Source organism: Delftia sp. JD2, from assembly GCF_001682645.1.
Lineage (GTDB): Bacteria > Pseudomonadota > Gammaproteobacteria > Burkholderiales > Burkholderiaceae_C > Comamonas > Comamonas acidovorans.
In genome coordinates this window covers 1-20,561 of sequence record NZ_LFJT01000085.1, presented here as the reverse complement: position 1 = coordinate 20,561, position 20,561 = coordinate 1, and the positions used below count along the sequence as shown (strand labels likewise).

Sequence of the window (20,561 nt, the reverse complement as noted above, 5' to 3'; positions counted from 1 at the left end):
GCCGCTGGCGCGCCGCGTGGTGGTGTTCGGCATCAGCCAGCTGCCGCTGAGCCTGCTGGAATTCCTGGCCGCCATCGCCCGCCACAGCCAGGTGCTGCTGGCCGTGCCCAATCCCTGTCGCTTCCATTGGGCCGACGCCATCGACGGGCGCGAGCTGCTGCGCATGGCGCGGCGCCGCCAGCCGCTGCGCGGCGGGCGCGATCTGGCGCAGCTGCCGCTGGAGGCCATGCACGCCCACGCCCATCCGCTGCTGGCCGCCTGGGGCCGGCAAAGCCGCGACTATGTGCGCCAGCTCGACGCATTCGACACCACGGGTGCTGCCGCGCAGCTGCAGATGCCGCGCGTGGACCTGTTCGACGAAACCGATGCCGAGGACCTGCGCACCGCGCCGCTGCTGGCCCAGGTGCAGCAGCGCATCCGCGACCTGGTGCCGCTGGCCGAGCACCCGCCGCTGGAGGTGGCGCGGGCCGACCGTTCCATCGTCTTTCACAGCGCCCACAGCGTGGTGCGCGAGCTGGAGGTGCTGCACGACCAGCTGCTGCAGATGCTGGCCCGGCCAACGGATCCTGCCCAGCCAGGGCAAGCGCCGCTGGCCCCGCGTGACGTGGTGGTCATGCTGCCGTCCATAGAGACGGCCGCGCCCTCGATACGTGCGGTCTTCGGCCAGTACGGACGGCATGACCCGCGCCATATTCCCTTCGACATCGCCGACCTGGGTGCGCGCGCCAGCAGCCCGCTGGCCGTGGCCCTGCAATGGCTGCTGCGCCTGCCCCAGCAGCGCTGCCGGCTCAGCGAGCTGTGCGATCTGCTGGACGTCCCAGCGATTGCCGCGCGCATGGGGCTGGCGGCCGACGACCTGCCCCAGCTCACGCGCTGGATGGCCGGGGCCGGCATCCGCTGGGGACTCAATGCGCCGCAGCGCGGCGCCCTGGGCCTGCAGGCTTGCGGCGAGCACAACAGCGCCTGGTTCGGCCTGCAGCGCATGCTGCTGGGCTATGCCGGCGGCGTGGCGCAGGACGGCCAGGCCTTTGGCGGCATCGAGCCCTATGACGAAGTGGGCGGCCTGTCGGCCGAGCTGGCCGGCGTGCTGGCCGCGCTGCTGGAGCGCATGCTGGCCTGGTGGCGCGAGGCCGGGCGGCCCGCCACGCCCGAGGTCTGGGCGCAGCGCTTTCGCGCACTGCTGCAGGACTTCTTCAAGGCGCAGGACGATGAGGACGAGGCCATGCTGGCCGCGCTGGATGCCGCCCTCACGGACTGGCAGCGCGCCTGCGAGCAGGCCGGCTATGCGGACGCCGTGGAACTGGGCGTGGCCCAGGAGGCCTGGATGCAGGCGCTGGAGCAGCCCTCGCTGTCGCAGCGCTTTCGCGCCGGTGGCGTGACCTTTTGCACGCTGATGCCCATGCGGGCCATTCCCTTCGAGGTGGTCTGCCTGCTGGGCATGAACGATGGCGACTATCCGCGCCGCGCCATGCGCAGCGACTTCGACCTGATGGCGCTGCCCGGCCAGCAGCGCCCCGGCGACCGCGCGCGCCGCGACGATGACCGCCAGCTCATGCTCGAAGCCCTGCTGTCCGCACGCCGCGCGCTCTACATCAGCTGGACCGGCCACCATGTGCGCGACAACAGCGAGCAGCCGCCCTCGGTCCTGGTCTCCCAGTTGCGCGACTACCTGGAGACGGGCTGGCGCGGCGAAGGCGGCCAGCCGCTGCTGGCGCAGCGCACGCAGCAGCACCCGCTGCAGCCCTTCAGCCGCCGCTATTTCGAAGAAGGCTCGCCCTGGACCACCTATGCGCGCGAATGGCGGGCCGCGCATGCGCAGTCGGACGGCACGGACGCGTTGCCTGCGCTGCCCGCGCAGCCGCGCCCGCCCTTTGTCCCCGACGCCTCGGCACCGCTGACGCTGGCCCGGCTCACCGATTTCCTGCGCCACCCGGCGCGCGCCTACCTGCGCCAGCGCCTGCAGGTGCGCTTCGAGCAGGAGGACAACCCCGTGGTGGACGAGGAGCTGTTCCAGCTCGACGGCCTGACCGAATACCTTCTGGTGCAGCAGTTGCAGCAGCAGGTGGCGGCCGGCCTGGACGAGCCCGGGCAGGCGCCCCAGGCCATGGAAGACAGCGTGCGTGCGGCCGTGGCGCGCCTCACGCGCTCGGGGCGGCTGCCGCTGGCGGGGCTGGGCGAGCGCGGCGCGCGGGCGCTGCAGTCCTCGGTCACGCCTTCGCTGCGGGCCTGGCGCCAGCAACTGGATCGGTATGCCCATCCCGCGCCGCGCAGGCGGCTGCTGATCGAGGACGATGGCCTGGTGTTCGACGACTGGATCGACGGGCTGCGCCAGTCCTGCGAAACCGAAGAGTCCCCCGATGCGGACGACGCACAGTGCTGGCTGCTGCTGGACCCGCGCAACCTGCTCAATGCCAAGGGCAGGCCCCATGCCGACAAGCTCATGCCGGTCTACCTGCGCAGCCTGGCGCTGGCCGCCAGCGGCTCGCAGGCCGAGTTGCGCGTGGTGGCGCGCGACGGCCTGGTGCAGGTCCTGCCCATGGACCCCTCCGACGCGCTGGCACGGCTGCGTGAATTGATGGCCCTGTGGCGCGAAGGCCAGAACGGCCCGCTGCCCCTGCCGCTGCGCAGCGGCCTGGCCATGGCCGAAGGCTTTCCCGCTGCGGCACAGCAGGCCTATGAGGGTGGTCATCTGGTCGGCGGCGAGGGCGAGGACCCGTCCTGGGCCCGCTGCTACCCTGACTTCGAACGCCTGAGCGCCGATGGCCGTTTCGAGGCCCTGGCCCATGCCGCCCACGCGCCGCTGCTCGACTGGGTGGCCGCGCAGGTGCAGGTCCTGCCGTACCAGGGGGAGGCGCAATGAGTGCGAGCGAAATGATCGGCGCCGCGTCTGGCGATGTGGACGGCGACGTGACCGGCCATGTGCTCGACGCACAGCGCTTCCCGCTGTGGGGCAGCCGCCTGATCGAGGCCAGCGCCGGCACCGGCAAGACCTGGACCATCGCCGCGCTCTACCTGCGACTGGTGCTGGGGCATGGCGAGGGCAGCCTGGACGGCATCAGCAGCACGGCCTTCGAGCGCCCGCTGATGCCACCCGACATCCTCGTCATGACCTTCACGCGCGCGGCCACGCGCGAGCTGTCCGACCGCATACGCAAGCGCCTGATCGAGGCCGTGCAGTGCTTTCGCGGCGAGGCCGAGCCCGCGCCCCACGACGCCTTCCTGCACGCGCTGCGCGAGGCCTACCCCGAAGGCGCGGCCCGTGAACGCGCGGCCTGGCGCCTGGCCATGGCGGCCGAATGCATGGACGACGCGGCCATCCACACCATCGACGCCTGGTGCCAGCGCATGCTGCGCGAGCATGCCTTCGACAGCGGCAACCTCTTCGACGAAACGCTGGAGCCCGACGAAAGCCAGCGCCAGACCGAGGCCGCGCAGGACTACTGGCGCCAGCAGTGCTACCCGCTGTCCGACGAGCTGCTGGACGAGGTCCTGAAGATCTGGCCCCACGTCGGCGCCCTGGTCGATGACATGCGCGCCCTGCTGCGCGAGACCCCCGTGCCCGGCGCGGGCGAGGGCAGCCTGGCTGACTGCCTGCAGCGCGCCATGGAGCAGCGCCGCAGCCGCCTGCTGGCCCTGGCGGCCGGCTGGGACGACAAGGCACAGCGCCTGCAGCTGTGGCTGGATGGACAGCTCGACGGCCATGGCGCGCTGTGGGACAAGCGCAAGCTGCAGCCCGCGCGCTACACCGGCTGGCTGGCCGCGCTGGCCGACTGGTCGCGCGCGCCGCTGGACGGCCCGCTGGCGCTGACCGAGGCCGCGCGCCACCGCCTCAGCTCCGAGGGCCTGGCCGAGGCCTTCAAGGGATCGGCCGGCGATGTGCTCATGCCGCTGGAGCTGGCCGAGCTGCAGGCGCTGCTGGTGCAGCTGGAGCAACTGCCGCCCGTCAGCGTGGCCGTGCGCCTGCATGCGGCCGCGCGCGTGGCGCAGCGGCTGGCCCACCTCAAGCGCCAGGCCGGCAGCTTCGGCTTTGCCGACATGCTGCAGCGCCTGGACACGGCCCTGGCCGGCGACAACGGCGCCGTGCTGCGCGAGCGCATCCTGGCCCAGTACCCGGTGGCGTTGATCGATGAATTCCAGGACACCTCGCCGCTGCAGTACCGCCTGTTCGACCAGATCTACCGCACGGCGGCCAACGACCCGCACAGCGCCCTGCTGCTGATCGGCGACCCCAAGCAGTCCATCTACGGCTTTCGCGGCGCCGACATCCACAGCTACCTGCAGGCGCGCCGTGCCACCGAGGGCCGCCACTACGTGCTGGGCACCAACTACCGCTCTACCCAGGCGCTGGTGGGCGCCGTCAACCATTGGTTCGCGCAGGCCGAGCAGCGGCCGGGTGAGGGCGCCTTCATGTTCCGGCGCGGCAGCCACAACCCGCTGCCGTTCGAGCCCGTGGCCGCCCAGGGCCGGCGCGAGCTGCTGCACACGCGCGACGGCGCCATGCCCGCCCTCACCGTGGCCTGGAGTGCGGGCCGCGACGAGGACACCGGCATCCCCCTGCCTTTGTCTGCCGACGAGGTGCGGCGCCGCTTTGCGGCCTATTGCGCCGAGCAGATCGTGCAGTGGCTGGCCGACCCGCAGGCCGGCTTTGTGCAGCCCGATGGCCGCCTTGTGCGCCTGCGGCCTGCCGACATCGCCGTGCTGGTGCGCACGGGCCGAGAGGCGGCCGCCGTGCGCCGAGAGCTGCAGGCGCGCGCCGTGGCCTCGGTCTACCTGTCGGACCAGGATTCGGTGTTCGCCAGCGACGAGGCCCATGACCTGCTGTACTGGCTGCGCGCCGTCGCCGCGCCGCTGGATGCCCAGGCCGTGCGCGCGGGCCTGGCCACGCGGCTCATCGGCTTGTCGCTGGACGAGCTGGCCTGGCTGGCCGCCGACGAGGAAGCCTTTGACGTGCGCAGCGAGCAGCTGCGCGAACTGCACAGCATCTGGCTGCGCCTGGGCGTGCTGGCCATGCTGCGCCAGACCCTGTACCGGCTGGACCTGCCCGTGCGCTGGCTGCAGGACCCGGCCATGGGCGGCGAGCGGCGCCTGACCAACTACCTGCACCTGGCCGAGCTGCTGCAGACCGCCAGCGCCCAGCTGGAGGGCGAGCAGGCCCTGATCCGCTGGCTGGCCACCCAGATCGAGACGCCTGGCAGCGGCAGCGAAGAGCAGGTGGTGCGCCTGGAAAGCGATGCCGACCTGGTCAAGCTCGTCACCGTGCACAAGAGCAAGGGCCTGGAGTACCCGCTGGTCTGCCTGCCGTTTGCGGGCAGCTTCCGCCCCATGGAACGGGCCAGAACGCCGTTCCTGACCCTGTCCGCGCAGGACGAGTCGCAAGACGATGCGGCTCCGGCCCGCCGATTGCTGCTGGACTTCAGCGACGAGGAGCTTGCCCAGGCCGACCGCGAGCGGCTGCGCGAGGACCTGCGCCTGTTCTATGTGGCGCTTACCCGCCCGCGCCATGCGCTGTGGCTGGGCCTGGCCCCGCTCAAGCGCGGCAACGGCAAGGCCTGCGTGAACGAGCAGGGCGCAGCCGGCTACCTGCTGGGCGGCACCGAGCCGCGCTCGGCCCAGGGCTGGCGCGACGGCCTGCAGCAGCTGTGCGGCGAAGACCCGCACATGGCCTGGCGCGACCTGGATGCCGGGCCACTGCAGCGCACGCGCTGGCAGCCCCCGGCCGGCGCCACCCCGCTGCACGATGCCCCGGCCTACGACGCGCGCTTCGACACCCGCTGGGGCATCGGCAGCTTCTCGGCTCTGGTGCGCGCCATGGCCGCGCCCAGCCTGCCCGTGCTGCCCGTGGCCGTGCAGCGCCCGGCCGAGGATGAGCAGGCGCTGGAGCCGCCGCCATCGCCGGAACTGGCGGACATCGCCGTCCTGGCGGGCCTGCAGCCCCTGCAGAATGGGCCGGCCGGTGGGCCTGCGGTCTGGCACCGCTTTCTGCGCGGCCCCGTGGTCGGCAACTTCGTGCACGACCAGCTTGAATGGCTGGGCGGCGAAGACTTTGCCCTGCCCGTGGACGGCCAGGGTGCGCTCGCTGATCGCCTGGTGCGCCGCTGCGAGCGCGCAGGCCGTGGCGAGCAGGCGCGCGACCTGCTGGCCTGGCTCACGGCCGTGGTCCACCAGCCGCTGGCGCCGCTCGATGTCACGCTGGCCACGCTGGGCCCGCAACTGTCCGAGATGGAGTTCTGGCTGCCCGCGCGCCAGCTGCCGGCCGAGCGCATCGACCAGCTGTGCCGGCGCTTCATCCTGCCGGGGCAGGAGCGGCCCGCGCTGCCCCAGCGCTCGCTGCACGGCATGCTCATGGGCTTTGCCGACCTGGTGTTCTGCCACGAGGGCCGCTACTGGGTGCTTGACTACAAGAGCAACCACCTGGGCCCGGACGGCGCCGCCTACGGCCAGGAGGCCCTGGCCCGCGCCATGCTTCACCACCGCTACGACGTGCAGGCCGCGCTCTACCTGCTGGCCCTGCACCGGCTGCTGCGCAGCCGCCTGGGCACGGCATACGAGCCGCAGCGCCAGCTGGGCGGCGCGCTGTACTACTTTCTGCGCGGCATCGATGGCCCGGCCGGTGGCATGCATGCCATGGCGCCCGAGCTGCCCCTGCTCGATGCGCTCGATGAACTGCTCGGCCCCGGCCGCGCCGATATGCAGGAGCCGCCATGAGCCCGCGCCCCCGTTCGCGGACCGTCGATACGGCCACGCTGGACCTGTTCGACGAACGGCCGGGCGGCGAACCGCCGGGCGACGACTCGCCGGGCGACGCATCGCTGGGCGGCAAACCGCCGGGCGCCGTGCCGCCAGACACCAATGAAGTGCTGGCCCTGCTGCGCCGCTGGGCCGATGCCGGCCTGCTGCGGCGCCTGGATGCGGCGCTGGCCTCATTCGTCGCCGGGCAGGATGCGCAGGCCGGGCCCGCCTTGCTGGTGGCCGCCGCACTGCTGGCGCAGATGGAGGGGCGCGGCCACAGCTGCCTGCCCCTGGCACCGCTGGCCGGCAACCCCAACGACGTGCTGGCCTGGCCCGCCGAGGCGCTGCCCGCGCAGCAGGCCCTGTGGCAGATGCTGCCCGCGCGCCTGTCCGGCTGGGTGGCGGCGCTGGGTGCCAGCCCCGTGGTGCGTGTGATCGGCGACGCGGGCCAGGATGGCGGCGAGGACCTTGGCCAGCCCCTGGTGCTGGCCGGTGCCGACGGACCCGCGCCGCTGCTGTACCTGCGCCGCTACTGGGACTACGAGCGCGCCGTGGCCACCCATGTCATCCAGCGCACGGCGGCGCAGGCCGTGGCCGGCCAGCCGCTGGACGAAGCCCTGGCCCGCCACTGGCTGGACCGCCTGTTCCCGCCTGCGGCGGAAGGCGGCCCCGTGGACTGGCAGAAGCTGGCCTGCGCGCTGGCGCTGCGCGGCCGGCTGTCGGTGATCACGGGCGGCCCCGGCACCGGCAAGACCTATACCGCCGCGCGGTTGCTGGCCCTGCTGTTTGCCACGGCGCCAGACGCCGGCCAGTTGCGCGTGGCCCTGGCCGCGCCCACGGGCAAGGCGGCTGCGCGCCTGAAGCAATCGATTGACGGGGCCTTGCTGCAATTGCAGGGCAGCATGGGCGGCGAGATCGACCTGGCGGGCCTGGTGCAGCGCATGGGCGCGGCGCGCACCCTGCACTCCATGCTGGGTGCGCGGCCCGATACGCGGCACTGGGGATTCCATGCGGGGCGGCAACTGGACGTGGACGTGCTCATCGTCGATGAGGCCTCCATGGTCCACCTGGAGATGATGGCGGCGCTGCTGGAGGCACTGCCGGCCGGCGCCCGCCTGGTGCTGCTGGGCGACAAGGATCAGCTGGCATCGGTGGAGGCGGGCGCCGTGCTGGGCGACCTGTGCCGCGATGCCCAGGCCGGACGCTACCTGCCGGACACGCTGGACTATGCGCTGCGCGTGGCCGGCCAGGCGGTGCCGCCGCAGTTCGCGGCGCCGGCAGGCGACCGGCCGCCGGCTCTTGCGCAGCACACCGTCATGCTGCGCGAAAGCCGGCGCTTCGGTGGTCCCATCGGCCAGTTGGCGCGCGCCGTGAATGCCGGCCACGCCGCGCAGGCCCAGGCCTTGCTCGATGCCGGCACGCAAGGCGGTACGCACTCCGAACTCTGGGAGCGCCAGGGCGGCGGCGTGCAGGCCGTGACCGAACTGGCCGTGCGCGGGCGTGGCGGCCTGGCCAGCTATGCGCTGTATGCCAGGGCGCTTCAAAACAGGCCGGCTGCGGACGGCGGCTACGAGGCCGCACACCGGGCCTGGGTGGTCGATGTGCTGCAGGCCTTCGAGCGCTTCCGGCTGCTGTGCGCCGTGCGCGAGGGGGACTGGGGCGTGTCCGGCCTCAACCGGGCGGTGGAGCAGGCCCTGGAAGCGCAGGGCGCGATCCGCCGCAGCGGCGAATGGTATGCGGGCCGGCCCGTCATGGTCACGCGCAACGATGCGCAGCTGGGCGTGTTCAACGGCGACATCGGCATTGCGCTGCCGGGTGGGTCGCAGGGCGGGTCACAGGGGGGGCCGCAGGGTGGGCCCGGGCAGCCGCTGCGCGTGTACTTCCTGCAGGGTGACGAGCTGCGCTCGGTCGGTGTCAGCCGCCTGGCCCATGTGGAGACCGCCTTCGCCATGACGGTGCACAAGAGCCAGGGCTCGGAGTTCGAGCACACGGCCCTGGTGCTGCCCTCGCGCGGCGGCAGCGTGCTGGGGCGCGAGCTGGTCTACACCGGCATCACGCGCGCCCGCCAGGCCTTCTCGCTGTTCTCCGAGGTGCCGGGCCTGCTGGCCTCGGCCGTTGGCAGCCCCACGCAGCGCGCCAGCGGGCTGCTGCGCTGGCTGCAGGACTGAGGCGGGCAGGGCGGCGGCTCAGGCCGGGGTCTTGTCGCTGGCGTAGCGGGACATCATCAGCGCCGTATTGGTCTTGCGGTCGGCATTGACCTGCTGCACCGTGGGCCGCTCGGCCATGCGCGCCAGGTACTCGCGCACGGGCAGGTCGGCCAGCACGTCGCGCCCGCCGACGATCTTGCTGGCCGCGCTGACCAGGGGCAGGTGGACGATGGCGCAGCAGTCGGCCAGCGTGAAGCTGTCGCCCGCCACGAAGGGTGAGAAACGCGCGAGTTTGGCGAAGGCCGCCACGTTCTTGTCGAGCTGGGCCAGCGTGCGCTCCCGGGTGGAGTCGCTGACCTGGCCGCCGAAGAAGGCCTGCGGGTAGAGGATGCGCGCCACCAGCTCCAAGTGCAGGTCCAGGTACACGCACAGCTCGCGCACCTTGGCGGCCTCGAAGGCGTCGGCCGGCAGCAGGGCCGGCGAGGGCGACAGCGTCTCCACGTACTCGACCATGGCGGCCGACTCGCACAGGCCACGGCCGTCGTCGATGCGCAGGTACGGCACCTTGCCCAGCGGCGACAGTGCCATGTCGGTCTCGCCCAGCCAGTCCAGTTCCTCGTTGAAGGGCAGCTGCTTTTCCAGCAGGGCCAGCTTGACCTTGTTGTAGTAGTTGCTGGCCGCGAATCCGCACAGGGTGAGCATGGGTGTCTCCTTGGGTTGTTTGTGGTGAAGGCGAGGGTGCGCGCCTGTGATGGTAGGGGCGGGCAGGGCATGGCGCGGTCCCGGAGATGACGACTGGGGCAGACCCCTAGAATGGCGCCATGCCGCTTCGCCTGCCCTCCACCTTGGCTGCCTGCGCCCGCTGGGTGCTGGGGCTGTGGCTGTGCGTGGCGCTGGCATCGGCGTTTGCGCCGCTGGCGCGCGCCTCGGGCTGGGAGCGCCTGTGCTCGGCCGCTGGCGAATCGGTCTGGGTGCCATCGCCGGCCGGTCAGGACAATGCCCTTGCCGGCAGCCACGGCATCGACTGCCCGCTGTGCCTGCCCCCGCTGGCGCCGCCGCCCGCCCGGTGCAGTGCGGCCCCGGCACCGCTGATGGCAGATGCGCCGCCACGGGCGCACCCGGCCTCCGTCCACAGCGTGGCCATGCCGGCCTTGCCGCAGGCCCGCGCCCCGCCCCGGTGACTCCCCATTTCAATCCCTGCCTCTTTCGCTTGGCTTTTGTTTTTGCAAGGCACACAGACCGTGCTGCAACGTATTGAATTTTCTGGAGAAACCGTGATGACACTGCGTCAATGGACCACCCCTTTCCTGATCGCCGCCTCCCTGTCCATGGGCCTGGCCCATGCCCATGCCGATGCCGCCCACGTCAAGGCCGACGCCGCCTGGGCGCGTGCCAGCGTGCCGGGCCAGCAGGCCACGGGCGCCTTCATGCGCCTGACGGCGGAGGAGCCGCTGCGCCTGGTGGGCGTGGAGTCGCCCGCCGCCGGCGTGGCCGAGGTGCATGAAATGAAGATGGAAGGCGATGTGATGCGCATGCGCGCCATCGACGGCCTGGACCTGCCCAAGGGCGTGGCCGTGGACCTGAAGCCCGGCGGCTACCACGTCATGCTGCAGCAGCTCAAGAGCCCGCTGCTCAAGGACAGCCAGGTGCCCATCACCCTGGTGTTCAAGGATGCCAAGGGCGAAACCTCGCGCCTGAGCCTGCAGGTCCCCGTGCGCGCCATGGCGCCCGGCGCGGCGGCTGCCCCGGCAGCGGGCCACGGCGGCGGCCACGCAGGCCATTCGCACTGAGCCAGCGCCATTGCACCGGGTTTGTGCGCAGCCGCATGCGCATGACTTGCCGTGGACTTGGCGTGTGCCTGGGTTAAGCTGGGAGCATGGCCGGCATCCTTCGCCGGCATGCTCTTCCAACCCAGTCCTAGCGAGTGCTGCCATGAGTGACGCGTCCTCCTTCGGTTTCGGCAAGTTCATCCCCGGTTTCGACTTCCTGCAGGGCCTGGCCCAGAGCGCGGGATCGGCCACGGCCCGGCCCCTGGGGCGCCTGCCCGAATGGGTGGCGCCCACGGTGAGCATCGAGGAGGTGGACAAGCGCATCACCGAACTCAAGGCCGTGCAGTTCTGGCTGGACCAAAATGGCAAGGCGCTGGCCGCCACCATCCAGGCCCTGGAAGTGCAGCGCATGACGCTGTCCACCCTGCAGGGCATGAACGTCAGCATGGGCGAGCTGGCGCAGGCCTTCCAGTTCCCCGCCGCTGCAGCCGCCACCGCTGCTGCAGCCACTGCGGGCAAGGGCGCCGCCAGCGCGGGGCAGTCCGACCACTCGGACTGGCCCATGTCCTCCGCCGGCAAGGCCGGCAAGCAGGAAAAGCCGCAGGCCGCGCCCGTGCAGCCCCCTGCCGAGCCGCCTGCAGCTGCTGCGGCCGCTGCATCCGCGGATGCCGGCAGCAAGGCCTCCGGCCCCGAGGCTTCTGCGCCCAAGGACGAGCCGGCCCAGGCCGCCGCCATGGGCCAGGCCATGCAATGGTGGGGCGCACTGACCCAGCAATTCCAGCAGATCGCCGCCAAGGCCATGGCCGAGCCCATGGCCCCCGAGGCCGTGGCTGCCGCACAGCGCGCCACCGGCATGGCCGGCGACATCGCCAAGGCCGCCATGGACCGCATGACGGCCCAGGCTGGCGCCTTCGCCGCGCAGGCAGGCAAGGCGGCTGCACCGGCGGCCAAGGCCCCGGCCGGAGCCGCCAAGGCGCCTGCGAAAGCGCCAGCCAAAGCCCCACCGAAAGCGCCAGCCAAGGCAGCGGCCAGGAAGACGGCGGCAAAGACCACCGCAAAGACAACAGCCAAGGCACCGGCCGCAGGCAAGGCGCCGGCCAAGAGCCGGCCACCGCGCTGAGCGGGACGGCGGCACCCATGGATGGTCTAGAGCCCTCCGCAAGCCGGGCGCTGGCAGGGCTAGAAAGAAGGTTGGAATGTCGTTGTTTCCTGTAGGCCATGCCAGCCATTCCGACTGGCGCGCCGCGGCCGATGCGGTGCTGCTGCAACTGCGCTCGCAGATGGCCGATCCGGGCCACGCGCAGCGCCCCCGACTGGGCCTGGTGTACCTGTCCCACGCGCATGCCGCCCATGCAAGACCGTTGCTGCAGCATCTGGCCAGGGCCTTGCCCCATGTGGCGGACTGGGCTGGCTGCTCGGCCGGTGGCGTGCTGGCCATGTCCCATGAATACCTGTCCGGTTCCGCGCTCGCGGTGATGCTGCTCGATGTGCCGGCGGCGCACTACCGCCTGTATTCGGGCCTGGCGCCGTTGCATGCGCCGGGCGGCGAGGCCGGGTTCACGGCCCATTCGGCCCTGGTCCATGCCGGAGGCGGCCAGCCCGAGCTGGCCGAGTTGCTGTACGAGCTGTCCGAGCGCACCGAGTCCGGCCTGCTGTTCGGCGGCGTGGGCGATGACGGGGACGATGGCGTGGAGGGCGTGCAGATCGCCTGCCGCACCGAGGACCTGCATGCGCAGCATGCGGATGCGCGCGGCATTTTCAGCGGAGGCTTCTCGGGCGTGGCCTTCGGTGCGGGCGTGCCCTGCATCACGGGCATGGCCCAGGGCTGCGTGCCGCTGGGCGAGGGCCTGGAGATCACCGAGGCGCGCGGCGCCCTGGTCACCGGGCTCAATGGCGATCCGGCCTTGCAGCGCCTGCTGCAACTGCTGGGCGTGGAGCTGGAAGGCAGCGACTGGCAGCCCGCGCTGACCACGGTGCGCAGCACGCTGGCGGCCATTGCGCCGCCGGGCCGGGGCATGGCCCACGGCGTGCTCACCGAAGAGGCCCAGGTACTGACCCTGGTCGGGCTGGACCCGCTGCGCCAGGGCGTGGCCCTGTCATCGGCCGTGGAGGCCGGGCATTCGGTGATCTTCTGCCGCCGCCAGGCCCAGGTCGCGCGCCAGGAACTGCTGCAACTGGGCGCTGCGCTGCGCGATGCGGCGGAGCCGGAGGAGGCGGCGCCCGAAGGCGAGGCACAGCCCCGCATCCGTGGCGCCATCTACATCAGTTGCCGGGGCCGCGGCGGCGGCCTGTTCGGCGGCCCCGATGCCGAACTGCGCACCCTGCGCCACGCACTGGGCGATGTGCCATTGATCGGCTTCGTCGCCGAAGCCGAGATCATGGACGCCCGCCTGCACCGCTTCGCCGGGGTGTTGACGGTGTTCACTGCCTAGGCGTCGTACACGCCGTACACACCGTCTGCACCTCAGACCGCGCGCGGGCGCACCGTGCCTGCGCTGCGATCCGGGTCCATGGCTGCGGCTCCCAGAAAATCGAAATCCACGGCCGGCTGCCTGCCGCTGACCAGGTCGGCCAGCGCCATGCCGGAGCCGCAGGCATGGGTCCAGCCCAGCGTGCCGTGGCCGGTGTTCAGGAACAGGTTGGCGATGGGCGAGCGTCCGATCAGCGGCACATTGCTGGGTGTGGCGGGGCGCAGGCCGCTCCAAAATTGCGCGCGTTCGGTATCGCCGGCGCCGGGGAACAGCTGCTGCACGCGCCGCACGATGGCCTCGCAGCGCACGGGGTCCAGGTTGCGGTCGTAGCCGTTGAACTCGGCCGTGCCGGCAATGCGCAGGCGGTCGCCCTGCGCGCCCGTGTAGCGCGAGAACACCAGCTTGAACTCATCGTCCGTCAGGCTGACCTGGTAGGCCTTGGCGGGGTCCAGCACCGGCAGGGTCACGGAGTAGCCCTTGGCCGGGTAGATGGGCAGGCGCAGCCCCAGCGGCTGGGCCAGCAGCGGGCTGAACGAGCCCATGGCCAGCACATAGGCGTCGCCCTGGATGCGTTCGTAGCGGCCGTCGGCATTGGTCACCTCCACATGGTCGATATGGCGGCTGGCGCCCGCACCCGTGGTGCGCAGCGCCATGACGTGGTGGCCGTGGCGGAACTGCACGCCCGTGGTGGTGGCAATGCGTGCTAGCTCGCGCGTGAAGAGGTTGGCGTCGCCCGATTCATCCTCGGCCGTATAGGTGGCGCCCGCTATCTGCCCGCGCACATGGGCCAGGGCCGGCTCCAGGCGCACGGCTTCGTCGGCGTCGATCAGGCGGCGGTCGCAGCCCAGGGCCTGCATCTGCTCGGTGGGCTTGAGCGCGCCCTCGAACTCGCGGGCGTTCGTGTAGAAGTGCAGGATGCCCTGCATGCGCTGCTCGTACTGGATGCCGGTGTCCGACCGCAGCTGCTGCAGAGCCTCTCGGCTGTAGGTGCCCAGGCGAACGATCTGCTGGATGTTGTGGCGCGTGCGCGCGGGCGTGCAGTTGCGCAGGAAGGACAGGCCCCAGAGCCACTGGCGCATGTCGGCGCGCAGGCGGAACAGCAGGGGGGCATCCTGCCGGCCCAGCCAGCCCAGCAACTTCAGCGGTGCGCCGGGGTTGGCCCAGGGCTCGGCGTGGCTGACCGAGATCTGCCCGCCGTTGGCAAAGCTGGTTTCGGCGCCGGGCGCAGCCTGACGGTCGATGACGGTCACTTCATGACCGAGAGATTGCAGATAGTAGGCCGAGGCGGTGCCGATCAGGCCGGCTCCGAGAACGATGACGCGCATGACAATGCCCTTTCAAAGGCATGTGCCGGTCACGCGGAAGCTGGTAGCTATGGATTCAATAGCAAGCAGCCGGCGTCCGTCGTGACGCAGCTGCCGCTCCCCCTGTCCTTGGTACCTGAGAGATTCACCGCCGTCCATGGGAACGGGGCTTGCTCCTTCGGTGCGCCGCATATTGCGTGCGGCGGCTCTCCAGACGGCATGTTGTGTTTGCAGTACGGAACCTGAGCGTGTATGGGAGTTTGCGCCTTCGGTGAGGCTCGGCACCGTGGTGCCCGCCTGCTCTCCTGCAGGGGCGATTCTATGTGGCTTGCGCAGCCAGCTCCAGTCGTATTGGGGATACCACCTGTTACCTGTATGTGGTGTGGCTGATTCAGGGTATTCCCTAGATCGCTCAAGCGCCTCCCTCGTAGCGCTGGTACGAGTCTCCGGTTTCATGTAAAAAAACTATTGAAATAGAAAAAAACATGATTTAGCCTATCGATATGTGCAGTGGTTTGTCAGTGCATGTTCTGGTCGATTGGACCTGCATGGGTTAACCATGGGTTGTGTATATGTCTGATAGGCGACTTAACGTTGCACAGGTGCAGGTCCATGGAAACTGGTCTGGCACTGAAAAAAATACAAGCACGGTGAATATGGTTTGTGGAGGGAGGAATGATTTGCGTCGCAAACCCGACTGAAGGTGTGTCCGGCTCAATGGGCAGCGGAGCAGCTCGCAAACGTTGATGGAAATCCACCCTTTTGATTGACGCGCAGGATCTGCGCGAAACATTTTGCTTCCAACCTCACCGGCTGCAAGGTGAGTTGTGAACTCGTGATTTAAATAGAACTATTCGAGGTACGGCGATGCAAATGCGCTGGGTACAACTGATGGCTATTGCCATTGGGAAAATCATTTTCCTGTCATATCTCCTTGAGAAAACGGGGAATATCATGCATGCTCTCAATCGCCTGCCTGGTTCGGCATTTTTTCGCAAGTGGCGTGCAGCGAAGTGCCTTTTCTCTTTGCTGCTGCTTTCATGCGCGGGTATCTCATCCACGGCACTGGCGGCGACCGTCGTTTTCACGGTCACCGACAACAGCGACGCTCCCAATGCCAATGCAACGACACCAACCACCTGTGTCAGCACGCTGGGAGGCACCTTTGCTGGCGCATGTACGCTGCGAGCTGCCATTCAGGCAGCCAACTACACGCTGCAAACGCTGGATCCGAGTGCCGATGTTTCCATCGTCTTTGCGCCGACACTGTCCACGTCGGTACGAACCATACAGAGTGGGACATCCAAGGATGCGGCCGGAAACCTCCATCCGTATGTCGACAATCAGACGGTTTACGTGCGCTGTGCCAATACATTCGTCAGCGGAGCCCAGTCCGGCGCCGTGACGGGAGCCACCAATGCCTGTGGTCAAACCCAGATGATCAGCGGCGGCGATACGGGCACCACCACTGGTGCCGCTGGTGCCTGGTACTGGCTCAAAGGCACCGTGCCAGCCGGCACGGGCTCGTTGACCATCGATTTCGGGGGAGTCATACAAGTCCAGAACTGGGCGGACTCCGCCTGGGAAAATTTTTATCTTGGTGGGAAGAACATCACGCTCACCAATTCGCCCAACATGACCTGTGGCGAAGCGGTATTCGTCGTTGGCTCCTCAGCAAACAATGTCACCATTGATCGCGTCGGCCTGGTGAATGTGGCGCCAACCCCTGCGGGAGAGGGGACGCCGTTCAACTGCGAGCTGTACGCGGAGATTCATCAAGGCGCACAAAACGTATTCTTTACCAATAGCACGATCAATTCCGCGATATGGAATGGAAATTACGGCAATAACAAGGGCTCGGCCATTTCCGTTGCCGCAAGCAACGGTGCAGGCACGGTTTCCAACATCGTTGTCGATAATTTCACGGTAACGAATCTGCCCAACCCTATCGGGGGAATGCAGCTCGAGCAGTTTTTCCAGGTCATGTCGAACATGACCGTCAACGGATTGACGATCAAAAATTCGAATATCGCACTGAGCCCGACTGGTGGAAATGCGCCCAGGGCCGTGGTGTCGGTTGATGGAACGATCAGCCTGGCCAATGGAATTGGTCTGGCCGTGACGGGTAATACCTTCTCGCTGCCTATCGCCGCCTATACCGGGTCATCGCCAACGCATGTGTCGGCACCAACGGTGAATACGGCAGCCTCAGGCACGACGCAGGTAGTGACGGTGACCGATAACAACTTCACTGGCGGCGGGGACGGGGTGAATATCGGTGGTACGGGTACGGCACCAGGATTGATTGGCAACAACAAGATGACAAGCCAGTCGAGAAGTGCCATCCGTATCACTACGCGTGATTTCTTCAAGATTTCTCAGAACACGCTGTTTTCCGTGCCTGTGGCTGCAAACTCAGGCATCAGTTTGCTGACGACGGGCAATGGACAAACCGGATGGACCCCCACCCTTGGCGTTGGCGCCAGTGACACCGCCGCCTGCACCTGGACATTCAATATCACGGCAAATGCCAATGCGAGCGAGCCGGCACCGTATACGGTGGAAGCCTTTTGGTCGCCGACCGGCGCGGGCGTCAACGATGCGCAGGTCTATCTGGGCTCCGAAACCATGGCCGGAGCCTCGGGAACGCTGACCGTTCCTTCGTATCTCAGCGGCCAGGTGCGGGTCACAGTGACGGACAGCAATTCCGGCGGAGCCCAGACCTCGCAGCTTTCAACGGCGGCAAGCGTCACCGGTTTTCCCTGTGCCTTGAAATCCGGCGTTCTGGCGACGACCAACAATCAACCTGTCGGCAGCAGCGACTTGCTGGAGGTCTACATTGTTGACGGCCAAGGCAATGCCTGGACGGGGGGCAGTGACACCGTCACCTTCGCAGCGCCGCCTGCAGGTGTCACGTTCAATGGCGGCTCCGCCGCAGTCAGCTGCACGACCAACTCCAGCGGAAAGTGCGCGTCTCCCATCAATGCCAGCAGCAGTGTCGCCGGAACATTCACGACACCCGTGACCTTGTCGTCGTCAGTCGCTGGTGCCACGTTCTCCAATCTTCCATTGGGTGGAAGTCCGGTATCTGGCGCAGTGACCTATCAGCCTTCGCCGGTTGCTTACAGCTTCACCGGGCTGCCGGCCAGCACGAGCGGGTCTGAAATCGCCGCGAGTCCGCCATCGATTGCGGCCAACGGCGTCTCCACCAGCACCTTGGCCGTGCAGTTGAAGGATGCTTTAGGCAACCTTGTCACCACCTGTACCGATACGGTGGCCTTCACCCTCAATGCGGGGACGCAAGGCGTTCCTGCCGTCAGCGTCACGGGCTGCAGTGCCGGCATGTACACGGGGACGGTGACATCGCCGGTGCTGGTCGGCAGCGGCACCTTCGGGTTCACCATCAACGGGTCTGCGGCTGTTGCCACCGCAACGGTCTCCTATGTGGCCGCAACGCCGAGCACGAGTGCATCGACGATAGTCGCCACGCCGACATCGATCGTGGCCAACGGCAGCTCCACCAGCGTGCTGCGCGTGCAACTGGTCGATGCCAGCAGCAATCCGATCAACACCTGCACGAACACGGTGGCATTCACCCTGAACGGCGGAACGCAGGGAACGCCGAGTGTGGGCGCGGCCTCGTGTACCGCCGGCATCTATACGGGCACCGTCACATCGCCCACGGCGGTCGGCAGCGGGATCTTCGGATTCACCATCAACGGCTCTGCCGCAGTTGCTACGGCTTCAGTGAGCTACACGGCGGGTCCGCCAAGTACCAGTGCCTCGACCATCGTTGCGAGTCCGACCTCGATCATTGCCAATGGCACTGCAACCAGCACATTGACGGCGCAGCTCAAGGATGCGTCAGGCAATTCGATTGCAACCTGTGCCAACACGGTGGCCTTCACGCTGAACAGCGGAACACAGGGCTCGCCTGCGGTCGGCGCGGGTTCGTGCAGCGCAGGGGTGTACACGGCAACCGTCACGGCACCTACCGCAGTCGGCAGTGGCACCTTTGGCTTCACCATCAATGGCTCGGCCGCCACGGCTACGGCTGTGGTGAACTACACGGCCGGCCTGCCCAGCAATGGCGCGAATGGAAACCTGATCAGTGCCAGTCCGCTCAGCGTTGTCGCAGACAACACTGCCACGAGCTCGATCAGCGTGACCCTGCGCGATGCCAATGGCAATCCCGCCACGGATACGGTGGCGCACACGATTGTCTTCACCAAAACGGGCGTGGGCACGACCACGCCAGCCGCACCCACGTGCACGATCGCGGCCAACGCCAATCCGGCCACCTGCTCCGTGACGGTGAAATCGGCCACGGTCGGCACCGCAAGTTTCACGGCAACGGACAACGGAACGGCCGTGAGCAATGGCAGTCCGGTATCGGTCAACTTCATTGCCGGGCCACCCAGCAATACAGCCAGTGGCAATCTGCTCAGTGCCACGCCGCTCTCGGTGATGGCCGACGGTACGAGCACCGGCACGGTGACCGTCGCACTGCAGGACGCCAATGGCAATGCAACCGTCGATACGGTCGCCCACACCATCGGCTTTGTCCATACCGGCGTCGGCACGCCGTCGGCAACTTCCTGCACGATTGCGGCCAATGCGAATCCAGCGCGCTGCTCCATCACGGTGACATCCACCGTGGCGGGTGCGGCGAGCTTCACAGCCACGGACAACAACGGCACCACCACCCAGAGCGTGGCAAACGGCAGTCCGGCCGTGATCAACTTCACGGCCAATGCCGCCGACCCCGCCAGGTCGGGGGTGCGTACCGTCACCAGTCCGGTCACGGCCAATGGCTCGGCGACAGATGTGCTTGAAGCGTTTGTGGGAGATGTCAACGGCAATCCGGTGGCCGGAAGCGTTGTCACGTTCTCTCCCACCGCAAACATCACCTTCAGCGGTACCTGCACCACCAATGCGGCCGGTACCTGCCAGGTCACCGCCAAGACAACCGTCGCGGGTTCCTACACTTCCGGCGCAAGCATCGCGAGCGGCGCATTGAGCGGCAGCGGCGTCAGCGCCGGTGGCAATACGTACGGTGCGACGGCTGCCTATGTCTTTACGGCAGGTGCCGTCGATCCCGCCAATTCGACCATGTCGGTCGATGTGAACAACCAGGCAGCCGGTGGCGGCCAGGACGTCGTTTCCGTGGTCACCAAGGATGCGTTCGGAAATCCGGTCACCGGCGTTGCCGTGAACTTCAGCGTGACGCCTGCCGGAGCGGCACCTGCCACCGCCAGCTGCACGACCGCTGGTGCAGCGGCGACCTGCTCGGTGTCGTTCACCAGCGTGACCGCATCGACTTACTCGGCTGCCGCCACGGTGGGTGCAGCTGCCATCGGCAACAGCCCGCAATCGATGGCCTTTGTCGCGGGCAATGCCTCGGCAAGCAATTCGGGCCTGCGTGTCGTGAGCGACAACGCGGCGGCAAATGGCACGGCAACCGATGTGGTGGAAGCGTATGTGCGCGATGCCGGTGGCAATCCCAAGGGCGGCGAGGTCGTCACCTTTGCCGGTGCTGCCGGCGTGAAGCTGAACGGTGGCGCGGCAGGTGCGTCGGCCACTTGCACCACTGGAACAAGCGGCGCAACTCTGGGCATCTGCTCGATCACTGCCACCAGCACAGCAAGTGGTACCTACAGCATCGCCACCAGCATTCCTGCAGGAACCCTGGGTGGCACGTTCACCGTGGGAGCAAACGCGTATTCGCCAAGCGCCGCACAAATTCATTTTGTGAGCGTGGTGAACCTCAGTGTCACCAAGGCCAACCCCGGCAGTCTGGCTGTGGGCACGCCCTTCAACTACGCGTTCTCCGTGTCCAACGCTGCCGGTGCCTTCGGCCCTGCCACCAGCGTGACCATCAAGGACCTGGTGCCTGCAGGCATCAGCATCACGGGCGTGCCGACCGGCGCAAACGTGGCCAGTGCAACTTGCACTCCCAATACCTTCCCCTTCGTGGGCAATGGCACGGCGATCCTGTCTTGCACGGTGAGCTTCACCACACCGGTGGCAGCTGGCAGCAACACCAGCTTCAATCTGCCGGCTGTTCCGACGGCGGTTGGTTCGAGCACGAACACGGCCTCCTACGATCCAGCGGGTGGCATCAACCCGGTCAATCCGACG

The 20,561-nt window shown here is 68.4% G+C and carries 10 protein-coding genes and 1 riboswitch; of the genes, 8 read left to right on the top strand and 2 right to left on the bottom strand.

Features of this window, described 5'->3' with window-relative positions:
* From recC to recD, 3 genes are all read left to right on the top strand, one after another.
* A partial coding sequence (gene recC, locus ACM14_RS28175) for an exodeoxyribonuclease V subunit gamma (protein WP_065347978.1) occupies positions 1 to 2,860 on the top strand: 2,860 nt, incomplete at its 5' end.
* Positions 2,857 to 6,705, top strand: coding sequence for an exodeoxyribonuclease V subunit beta (gene recB / locus ACM14_RS28170; protein WP_065347977.1), 3,849 nt, complete (start codon positions 2,857 to 2,859; stop codon positions 6,703 to 6,705). The genes recC and recB, both read left to right, overlap by 4 nt.
* A complete protein-coding gene (recD, locus tag ACM14_RS28165; protein WP_084027461.1) occupies positions 6,702 to 8,897 on the top strand; it encodes an exodeoxyribonuclease V subunit alpha in 2,196 nt (731 codons plus the stop codon). Before recB ends, recD begins: the two co-directional genes overlap by 4 nt.
* A gap of 18 nt (positions 8,898 to 8,915) precedes the next feature.
* Here recD and ACM14_RS28160 read toward each other — a convergent pair whose 3' ends face one another.
* The gene (locus ACM14_RS28160) at positions 8,916 to 9,578 is read right to left on the bottom strand and encodes a glutathione S-transferase family protein (RefSeq protein WP_012202455.1); all 663 of its coding nucleotides are present in this window, start codon (positions 9,576 to 9,578) and stop codon (positions 8,916 to 8,918) included.
* 119 nt (positions 9,579 to 9,697) lie between these two features.
* Between ACM14_RS28160 and ACM14_RS28155 the strand changes: the two genes are divergently transcribed.
* The 4 genes from ACM14_RS28155 to ACM14_RS28140 all read left to right on the top strand — a co-directional run bounded on the left by ACM14_RS28155 (position 9,698) and on the right by ACM14_RS28140 (position 13,077).
* The gene (locus ACM14_RS28155) at positions 9,698 to 10,057 is read left to right on the top strand and encodes a hypothetical protein (RefSeq protein WP_012202456.1); all 360 of its coding nucleotides are present in this window, start codon (positions 9,698 to 9,700) and stop codon (positions 10,055 to 10,057) included.
* A gap of 96 nt (positions 10,058 to 10,153) precedes the next feature.
* Positions 10,154 to 10,666, top strand: a complete 513-nt coding sequence (locus tag ACM14_RS28150) for a copper chaperone PCu(A)C (protein ID WP_013800288.1) — start codon at positions 10,154 to 10,156, stop codon at positions 10,664 to 10,666.
* Between the two features lie 142 nt (positions 10,667 to 10,808).
* Positions 10,809 to 11,765 carry a PhaM family polyhydroxyalkanoate granule multifunctional regulatory protein gene (locus ACM14_RS28145; RefSeq protein WP_065347976.1) on the top strand — a complete coding sequence of 319 codons (957 nt, stop codon included), beginning with the start codon at positions 10,809 to 10,811 and terminating at the stop codon, positions 11,763 to 11,765.
* Between the two features lie 76 nt (positions 11,766 to 11,841).
* On the top strand, positions 11,842 to 13,077 hold the full coding sequence (locus ACM14_RS28140) for an FIST N-terminal domain-containing protein (RefSeq protein WP_034397936.1): 1,236 nt from the start codon (positions 11,842 to 11,844) through the stop codon (positions 13,075 to 13,077).
* Positions 13,078 to 13,109: 32 nt separating this feature from the next.
* On the opposite strand, the gene ACM14_RS28135 is transcribed toward ACM14_RS28140, so the two are convergent.
* On the bottom strand, positions 13,110 to 14,441 hold the full coding sequence (locus ACM14_RS28135; protein ID WP_034397938.1) for a D-amino acid dehydrogenase: 1,332 nt from the start codon (positions 14,439 to 14,441) through the stop codon (positions 13,110 to 13,112).
* A gap of 92 nt (positions 14,442 to 14,533) precedes the next feature.
* Positions 14,534 to 14,644: riboswitch (glycine riboswitch) on the bottom strand.
* Positions 14,645 to 15,293: 649 nt separating this feature from the next.
* Here ACM14_RS28135 and ACM14_RS28130 point away from each other — a divergent pair.
* The coding region (locus ACM14_RS28130; protein ID WP_254662156.1) for an S-layer family protein at positions 15,294 to 20,561 on the top strand (5,268 nt) is incomplete at its 3' end.